General features: G+C 48.3%; 8 protein-coding genes and 3 pseudogenes. 5 read left to right on the top strand and 6 right to left on the bottom strand.

Annotation, left to right across the window (positions count from 1 at the left end; all coding sequences use genetic code 11):
- Nucleotides 1-161: 161 nt before the first annotated feature.
- Both LKD37_RS07820 and tnpA read left to right on the top strand, forming a co-directional pair.
- Nucleotides 162-560 (top strand): RHS repeat-associated core domain-containing protein, encoded by a 399-nt coding sequence (locus LKD37_RS07820; protein WP_302928692.1) that lies wholly within the window; start codon nucleotides 162-164, stop codon nucleotides 558-560.
- Nucleotides 561-1,022: 462 nt separating this feature from the next.
- Nucleotides 1,023-1,447: pseudogene (gene tnpA / locus LKD37_RS07815) on the top strand (IS200/IS605 family transposase).
- Between the two features lie 174 nt (nucleotides 1,448-1,621).
- Here tnpA and LKD37_RS07810 read toward each other — a convergent pair.
- The 5 genes and pseudogenes from LKD37_RS07810 to LKD37_RS07790 all read right to left on the bottom strand — a co-directional run bounded on the left by LKD37_RS07810 (nucleotide 1,622) and on the right by LKD37_RS07790 (nucleotide 4,282).
- Nucleotides 1,622-2,161, bottom strand: a complete 540-nt coding sequence (locus LKD37_RS07810; protein WP_302928691.1) for an LOG family protein — start codon at nucleotides 2,159-2,161, stop codon at nucleotides 1,622-1,624.
- A gap of 19 nt (nucleotides 2,162-2,180) precedes the next feature.
- The gene (locus LKD37_RS07805) at nucleotides 2,181-2,717 is read right to left on the bottom strand and encodes a DUF1097 family protein (RefSeq protein WP_302928690.1); all 537 of its coding nucleotides are present in this window, start codon (nucleotides 2,715-2,717) and stop codon (nucleotides 2,181-2,183) included.
- A 312-nt stretch (nucleotides 2,718-3,029) separates the two neighbouring features.
- A pseudogene (locus LKD37_RS17590) lies at nucleotides 3,030-3,347 on the bottom strand (recombinase family protein); the annotation flags it as partial.
- Between the two features lie 211 nt (nucleotides 3,348-3,558).
- A pseudogene (locus tag LKD37_RS17585) lies at nucleotides 3,559-3,921 on the bottom strand (DUF4238 domain-containing protein); the annotation flags it as partial.
- A 13-nt stretch (nucleotides 3,922-3,934) separates the two neighbouring features.
- Complete coding sequence (locus LKD37_RS07790; protein ID WP_302928687.1) at nucleotides 3,935-4,282, bottom strand: DUF4238 domain-containing protein; 348 nt, start codon at nucleotides 4,280-4,282, stop codon at nucleotides 3,935-3,937.
- Nucleotides 4,283-4,465: 183 nt separating this feature from the next.
- Here LKD37_RS07790 and LKD37_RS07785 point away from each other — a divergent pair, with 183 nt between their 5' ends.
- Complete coding sequence (locus tag LKD37_RS07785; RefSeq protein WP_302928686.1) at nucleotides 4,466-4,906, top strand: hypothetical protein; 441 nt, start codon at nucleotides 4,466-4,468, stop codon at nucleotides 4,904-4,906.
- Here LKD37_RS07785 and LKD37_RS07780 read toward each other — a convergent pair.
- Nucleotides 4,859-6,724: an AAA family ATPase gene (locus LKD37_RS07780; protein ID WP_302928685.1), complete on the bottom strand. Its 1,866-nt coding sequence runs from the start codon at nucleotides 6,722-6,724 to the stop codon at nucleotides 4,859-4,861. The two genes, LKD37_RS07785 and LKD37_RS07780, sit on opposite strands and share 48 nt — an antisense overlap.
- A gap of 186 nt (nucleotides 6,725-6,910) precedes the next feature.
- On the opposite strand from LKD37_RS07780, the gene LKD37_RS07775 reads away from it, so the two are divergent.
- Together LKD37_RS07775 and LKD37_RS07770 are read left to right on the top strand one after the other, a co-directional pair.
- Entirely contained in the window at nucleotides 6,911-7,624 is a 714-nt protein-coding gene (locus tag LKD37_RS07775) for a tyrosine-type recombinase/integrase (RefSeq protein WP_302928684.1), read from the top strand.
- The gene (locus tag LKD37_RS07770) at nucleotides 7,621-8,577 is read left to right on the top strand and encodes a tyrosine-type recombinase/integrase (RefSeq protein ID WP_302928683.1); all 957 of its coding nucleotides are present in this window, start codon (nucleotides 7,621-7,623) and stop codon (nucleotides 8,575-8,577) included. Before LKD37_RS07775 ends, LKD37_RS07770 begins: the two co-directional genes overlap by 4 nt.
- Nucleotides 8,578-8,579: the final 2 nt, after the last annotated feature.

The raw sequence follows: 8,579 nt of genomic DNA, 5'->3' as shown, positions 1-8,579 counted from the left end.
GTGGCCGTTAAAAGACGGCCACGTCCGGACAGCAAGCAGAACCTATACCTACGGCGACGCCAATTGGCCGGACCTGCTGACGGCGTTCAATGGGAAGTCCATTACCTACGACGCCATAGGCAATCCCCTGTCCGACGGCACGTGGACCTACGCCTGGCAGCATGGCCGTCAGCGGTTCCATGTCTGCCACCCTCGGCGCCGCGAATCCCCTGCGCTATCGTGGGTATGTCTACGACAGCGAGACGAGCCTGTACTACCTCAGCAGCCGGTATTATAACCCGGTCTGGGGAAGGTTTATCAACGCGGATACCGCCGCCGTGGTAGCTGCGTCCCCCGACAAAGCCAACTGGGATAAGAATCTCTTTGCCTACTGCGACAATGACCCGGTCAGCAGAAAAGATGATGGCGGGGACTTGTGGGAAGAAATCACCACTTTGGGAGATTCTATTTTTCGTAGCGCACTCATTTTTGGCGGTCTTGCAATCGGTGCTGCAGTGTTATCAGCTTTTGTAGTTGGGACCGGTGGTGCTGGTGCGATTGCTATTCCTATGCTGATATGAAGTACATCGGTATAGACTACAGCCTCATAGAGGGCCGTCCGGAGTTTTGGATTTATTTCAGTACAAACCCGGTTCCAGTGGAGTATACCCATAAAATAGCGGCATATCGTATCAACAAAGGATTCTTGTGTATCCTGTATACCCCCAAAAACTATGAGTTGCTGATTCGAAACACGCCGCCAGAAATCAGCCGGCAGCTCAGAAAATGCTACTCCACCGTGCTGGCCTATAAAGCGGACCGGTAGTGGCAAGCAGGGCGAGTGTTTATACAAACTCTTGCAAAAGCGGAAATCCGGCAAACGCCGGGTTCCCGATTCGCTTGGTTCACAAAGTCAACCCCCGGCTCTGCCGGGGGCAAAAGAAATCCTATGGAGAGGGGAAGAGTAGACAAGAAAAAGTCTCCGAGTTAGAGAAAGGAAGAGGTTTGCCGACCAAAACTTACAAAAACAAGGAGACTAATTCATGAAAGAAGTAGATGTAAGTAGTTTAGAACATAACAGTTGGCGATGTCAATACCATGTGGTGTTTGCGCCGAAATGCGGAAGTTGTGCCAGCAAAAGAGCATGGAAATCATAGAAGCACAAGCATGCCCAGACCACATCCACATGTTGATAAGCAACCCGCCGAAGTACAGCGTATCCCAGATTATGGGCTACCTGAAAGGAAAGAGCAGCCTGATGATATTTGACCGGCATGCCAACCTGAAATACAAATATGGGAATCGGCATTTTGGGGCAAGAGGATATTTTGTGGATACGGTAGGGAGAAATAAGAAAGCAATAAAGGCGTATATACAAAACCAGCTTGAGGAGGACAAAATGAGTGACCAAATCAGCATTAAGGAGTATATAGACCCGTTTACGGGTACCAAGAATCCCAAGGCATAAGTAAAACCCCTTAAGGGGTAGCCCGAGAAAGGAATGCGATCGGCAGACCTTTCGGGCCCCTTAAGGGGCTTCGTCCGTAATAGGCCCTTATAGGGCCAGATCAAACCTCCGGCTTAGCCGGAGGTTTTGATTTTTGGGATAGTCCCAAGCCCTTGTTGTTCATGTTATTCTTTGTTAATCTTCTTTGGACAAAATATGCTTAATCTGTTCAAGGCTCTCCGCAAAATAGATTCCTTCCTGCCGTTCCTTTGAAGACAAGCCCATTTCTATCATGTGATTTAAGAGTGCTTTCAGATCCTTGTAGAAGCCGTTCAAATTGTAAAGAATACAGGGAGCATCCAATTGCTTCAGTGATACCTTGGACATGATTTCCGCAATCTCCTCCAATGTGCCAGTGCCACCGGGGAAGGCGATAAAGGCATCGCCCAGCTCGATCATTTTATTCTTGCGCTCCGACATATCCTTTGTGACGATCAGCTCTGTCAGCCCGTCATACTGGAAACCTTCGTCCATAAAGAACTGCGGTTCTACACCGGTCACATTCCCACCGGCGTCCAGAACGCTTTTGGCGATCTCGCCCATTAAGCCAGTCTTCGATCCGCCATAGACCAGCGCATTTCCGCTTGCACCAATCCATGTACCAAGTTCCTGAACCGCTTTGCGCAAAGATGGGTCATTGCCTTCGTTTGCACCGAGATAAACTGTAATATTCATATCAGAATGCTCCTTTCATTTATTGCTCTACTTGCTTTTCTTTATTTATCACAGTCAGAAATACAATGATGATCTCTGTCAGCACAGCCATAGATATTCCCATAAAGGTTGACAGCCCACTCAACGCAATATGGTCAATGCCGCCGATAAATACAGTCGTGATTCCTGCAAACACCATAGGTATTTTATTCAGCCAGGTGTTGCGGAGAAATTTGAGATGCACAAACAGCAGCAGGAAAGTTAGGATCAGTTCACTGACGGTCATTGCGGCGAAGGAAGGAATATGAAATGTCTTTTCCATAAAAGAGGGAAAGAATACATAGGCGAGCGACCACACATATCCTGCCAAAAGGCTGCAAACGTAATTTCTATATTCGCATTTCTTTGCGCCAAGAGCCATTGTTAATGAGAAGCCGATGTAAATGCACCATAGGAAACCCTTGAAGAAAGCGACCGTTGTAAACAAAAGCGTAATCAGGGCAAAAGCAATTCCACGCACCAAAGAGGCAACAAGAGCCCTATCCTTAAACCTGTGTGCAACTGATATTCTTTTCATTTTCGCACCTCCGTAAAAGCAAAAACGGCACGTAGACTTTTCAGCCTAAGTGCCGGTAGGTACCCACCCATACACACTATACAGAAAAGAGTCGGAAATGTCAACCTATAAACGGCGGAAGAGGGATATATTTTGCCACGTGGATAGTTGCAGTAACAACATATAAACCCATCCGCCTCCTAAGTTTACGCTTCTTATAAGACACAAAATCCTCGTTTTTCCACCCTAAATTACACACAATTTTGGGCTTTGATTGTAGATTTCTGATTGTATCCGCACCGCTGTTTTTCTTGTCATGCTTTATGCAAGATTGTCGTTGAATACGTTGCGGATGGCGGTAAACTCGCTGTCCCCGCGCACACTGTCCACACCGTCATTGACGGCAATAAAGTGGACGCCGTACTCTGGAAACAGCATTTCCGTATACATTCCGACTTGCAAATAGTTACGCCCGAACCGGCTCATATCCTTAACGACAACGCGCTTGATCTTGCCCGCCTTGATGTCGGCAAGCATCCGCTGGAATCCGGGCCGGTTGAAGTTGGTTCCCGAATATCCGTCGTCCTCGTCGTAGTGGCGGATGGCTGTATAGCCGTGATCCCGGCAATACTTTTCTAAAATCCGCTTCTGGTATTTGGTAGTACTCAAATATTGATTCTGTACCAAATCGAATAATGGAGTGCAGGCTTCCTTTAATGGGCAATTCTTCTACCGGAGGCTTTGGTGTTCGAAATTCTCTGCCCATGCGTTTGGCGTAATCGGCATCAACACCTGAACCCCAATAAATCGCTTCATATGCATTTTGCGCAAACATTTTATTGAGTTCGTTTACTTGATTTTTGGATTTAATTGTAATATTGAAACCATCCTCACTTTTCTCATCGTACACTTCTGGATCGCAAAGGCAAAAACACACAGTTGGACTTAGAGGAAGAAAAATGATAATACCTCCAGTACCTAAACCATAGTTAATTCTATAATTCCTACGCGCATAGAGAAGGTTATACAACGTGACCGGATTATCAGAAATAATAAAGCCACGACCGGATTCGTTTATGATTGTCAATGGCTTTAGATCGACCAAAATATCAAAACATTCGTTCGCTACAGCGATGGAGATTTTATTGGGAGTATCGTAGTCAGCAAAGAATTCTTCGCGACTAACTGCAAGCTTTCCTCTGGATGCTTCTGTTTCATCGAGCATCATTCTAAGATTATCAAGTAATGAACGATAAGCGTCTGCTATTTTTAGCTGTTCTTACTAATGAAATCTGTACAAAGTGAAGGAGGAGCAGGTAGTATTCCAATGGTTCTGTACACTCTGTGTCGTCCTCAACCAATAGATATCTCACCACCTGAGACCATTTTCCTTCACATTTGGACAGCCACTCTTCTATAACGCCATCTCTTCCATACATATAGTCCCGATAGGCTACTTGTTTAATTGACGCATGCTCGACTACCCTGAAACCGGATTTTCTGAGCATACCAAGGCTTTTTTTATTTTTGGAGAAGTTCTTTAAATAGAATCTTGGAACATAGTGTTGATCTTTTTTGTTCTGCATAAGATCACTCTTTTCTGTAAAGAGAAGTAGCCGCATGGGAATACTCTCACACGGCTACCTTGGTAGCACAAAGGCCTACCGTTGATTAATTATAGTACATAGCGGAACAAATTACAAGAAAACATCGAATTATCACATTTTTTGCCATAGCGACACTCCTCAAATTCTGCGCCGCAATAGACAATGAATAAGAAAAACCCTCTGAAATCAACCGATTTCAGAGGGTTTTGGTCCGAGTGGGGCGACTCGAACGCCCGGTCTCTTGATCCCAAACCTATGTCTGAACTTTCAGCGAGGGGTCTTGCGCCCTCTTTGGCACTTTCCGGCACTCCTGCGGTCCCCCTTTGGAACTCTATTGGCCTGTTTATTTCAGACACCGCTTTCGTCTTTTGGGATTTGTGTGGGATGAAATTCTGTATATTAAAAGTGCTTCCGACCGGGATTGTCCCCGGCAGCGGGTGCTTTTTACCGCAGCGAGCAGCTCAGAAATTGCGCCGCATAAACAAAGAAAAAAGCGCGATGACAAAAAGACAGCAGGCTGACTTGGATGATAGCCAGCCTGCTGAGCGAAGATGGTTATTCGATGTTTTGCCTTTCGGCAGCAATACGTGTTCTTTTGCCTGAGAATGCAATGCCGATTTTTATAAATGACGTAACATTCATTGCCTGCAGATCAACGCTGTACGCACGGTCGTTGATCTGTTGCAAGGCAACATTGGCAAGGTCTTCAAGCTGTGTTTCAGAGCGGTCTTTCCCCGCCTTTAATTCAATCAGAATACCAGGAAGCCGCTTATTCAAAGGAAGCATCTGAATATCAAATCGTCCATCACCAGCTTCGCGATTGGAGGTAATGCGATAGCTGTTGTCCATCACAGCGCACATACCCAATATCAGACCATGGTAAAATGTTTCGTCGGCAGCATCGTGGAAACTAATTGTTTGGAGCAGGAACTTTTCCAAGGCTTTTTGCAGTGATTCGATATCTGCCTTGTAGATAGCTTCCTGAATAGCAATAGCAACGGAACGAGGAATAATATTCTCAAGCTGAGAGAGGATCTCCTTGCTGTAGACGAAAGAAATCTCTTTGTTGGGCAGAGCCACTTCGCACATATAATCCTCGCCGTAAGACTGGTCGCAGCTCACAGCCTTCAAATAACCTGCCACAAGCAGGAAGCTGTAAACAGAGGACGGATCATTCTGGATCTGCGGATAAATGACGCCAGTGTCGATGTGCGTAACGAAGGATTCGCCCTTCATCAACAGCTCCAGACGCTCCATAATATCCGGCGTTGCAGAAGCCAGCACCTCACGGATGATGTCATTGCTTCCGGTGGACTGCCAGAATGCTTTGGGACGGCAGTTATTGTTGAAGTATCCAATGACAGACCAGGGATTAAAAATCTCGGTATTGCCGAAAAGGTAACCATCATACCACTCGCAAAGCTCCTGATATTTATCAGAAGCATGATAGTAGTCCGCCATCTCATGTACTTCACTTGAAGTGAAGCCGAAATATTCACTGTAGCGCTCGTCTAAAATCGAGTTGATCTTCAGGTTGTTCAGGCCGCTGAAGATACTTTCCTTGGCAACACGAAGGATGCCGGTCAGGAAACCATAGCTCAGATGCGGATTGTCCTTCAGACCACCGGAGAACAGGTTTCGCATGAACCCGATGATCGTGTCGTAGAAGCCGCTCATATGGCCCTGCTGAATGGGAGTATCATATTCGTCAATGATGACGATAGGTGCGACATTGTGGTGCTTATGGAGGAGCAGCGTCAGTGTCCGCAGGGACATTTGATATTCCACTTCGTCAGCGGCTTCTGTTGCAAGAAGGGAATATTCCTCTTTTTCGTAATCACTAAGTGCGGAGCTGGATGCCAACTCGTCGTGGCGGCGGAATTCCTGCGCGATCAGCTTTTGGAGCGTCTGATAGGTTTCTTCCCAAGAGGTGTATTTAACATCCTTGAAGGACAGGAAGATCACAGGGTACTTTCTATGGTGGGCAAGATAGGATTCTCCGCAGGACCAGATTTTCTTATCTCTGAAGTAAACGGAAGTGTCCTCGGTCGTCTTTTCGAAGAAGGTGCGGAGCATATCCATGTTCAACGTTTTGCCAAAGCGTCTGGGGCGGGTAAATAGGGATACTTTGGGGCGCTCGTCCAGAAACTCTTTGATCATTAAAGTCTTGTCTACATAGTAGTAGTTTTTGCAGGCGTCCCGGTAATCAGATACGCCAATGGGCAACGGCTTGCGTGCAGATGATGCAACGGGCTCCACCACACTCCGATGACCACGCTTATCCATCGGCTTTTGAGCGCTGTCCGGGATAAACCACTGCCTGCCCTCCTTATACGCGCCGGAAATACGTCCGGCTTTGCAAAGCGCATTGACCCGCCGTTCGGTGATCCCCCAAGCGGCAGCCGCTTCTTTGATCGTCATATTGGAACACCTCCAGTACAGTTTCTAAGAATATTATAACCGTTTCTCCGAATAAAATCAACTATATTATTCCGAATAATACCGGCGTTATTCGGAACAGTTATTTTCCCGAAGATATGCCGTTCTTTTCAGTAGCTATTTCCTGCTTTCTGTGATATTGTTCGTTTGCCAAAAGGAGGCGACGATATGCAGAAAGAAAATACCCTGACAGTCGGGCAGTGGTGCGGCCAGTGGTTCATCGCCAACCGCCCCAAGTGGAACGGCAACACCGAGGGCGGGTACCGCAATCTGATTTACGGCCACATCCTACCCAACATCGGAAATGTAGCACTCTCCGACCTGACAGAGCAGACGGTCACGGGTTTCTACGATGTCCTGCAGAGCCGGGGACTCAGTGCCAGAAGTGTGTGGTGCGTCCACCTGCTCCTGCGCCGGTGCATGGATCAAGCGGCACAGGAACAGCTCATTCCATACAACCCGGTGCGGCTCTGCCCAGAACCGCAGGCGGAGGAATACAAGTCCGCCCCTTTGCGTCAGGGGCAGCTCCAGCGTTACCTGAACGCAGCGGAGCAGCTCGGCGTACTTCCCATCATCTATACAGGACTATCAAGCGGCCTGCGGCAATGTGAACTGATCACCTTGTCGTGGGCCGATTTTTATGTCCGCTACAGGTACATCCTTAAAGGCCAGCGGTTGCTGACGCTTAACGCCAAAGCGGCGCATCTGCTGAAGCAGATACCGGAAACGGCCTCGTCCTATGTGTTTCTCAATCCAAAAACCGAAGCGCCGTACAAGCTCCACGAGTTCTACTATCTGCACAAGAAAATACTCAAACAGGCCAGACTCCCACGGGTGGTCTTTCGTGATCTGCAGCGCCAGTGTATGGAGGTGGGAATATGACGCTTCGGGAATACATCCTCTTCTGGCAGGAAACCTACGACAGGCACCAAAGCAGGCCGACCACCTATGCGGCACACAACTATGTGTTCAAAAACCACATTCTCCCCGGTTTAGGAGATGTGCTCCTCTCTGAATTGACATCGGAGAGGGTTGGAGAATTTCTGGAGGAACGGAAGCACTTCGGCAATCATCGACCCGGCAGCTCTGGCTTGGGAGAAGAAACCATGCGGCACATCCACCGCCTGCTGCAGCAATGCTTGGATCAAGCCATACGGGACGGTCTCCTGACAGAGAATCCCGCCAAGGCATTCCGCTACCGCAAGTCCACAACGGTGAAAGCGAATATCATGACGCCTCTGGAAATGGAGGACTATCTGGACGCCGCCGAGCGGCTGGGCTACCTCCCCATGTTCATGCTGGCGCTGACGACAGGCCTACGCCAAGGCGAGCTAATCGCCCTGAAATGGAGCGACCTTGATATCGAAAAGCGGACGCTGACCATCGCAGAAAACCGTGCCGTGGTACGGCGAGAGCTGGTGGAGTACGGCAGTCAGACGAGGTCAATAAGGCTGACCCCGGAGGTGGTCGACCTTCTCATCATGGAGCACAGCAAGCACCCAAGCAGTCCGCTCATGTTTATGCACCCGGCTACGCTGAAACCTTACTCGCCGCAGATGGTGCGCCGGATGCACAATGAGATCATCAAGGAAGCGGGCATCGACCACATTCGGTATGTGGATCTCCGTCATACCTGCGCCATCCTCGCTCTAAAGAACGGCATGGATGCCAAGGAGTTGGCGCAGATGCTGGGTCACTACCGACCGACGATCACCCGGCAGAACTATGGACCCTATCTGCCCCACAAGGTACAAAATGAGGATTTGCCAAACGAGACCACCCAGAGCGAACTGCAACAGGCGGCAAATATTCTGGATAATCTTCTGAAGCTCTGATA

The sequence above is a fragment of the Brotocaccenecus cirricatena genome (assembly GCF_020687045.1).
In the GTDB taxonomy this organism is placed as follows: Bacteria; Bacillota; Clostridia; order Oscillospirales; family Oscillospiraceae; genus Vescimonas; species Vescimonas cirricatena.
The sequence above is the reverse complement of the archived record's forward strand: the minus strand, read 5'-3'. Positions and strand labels throughout refer to the sequence as shown.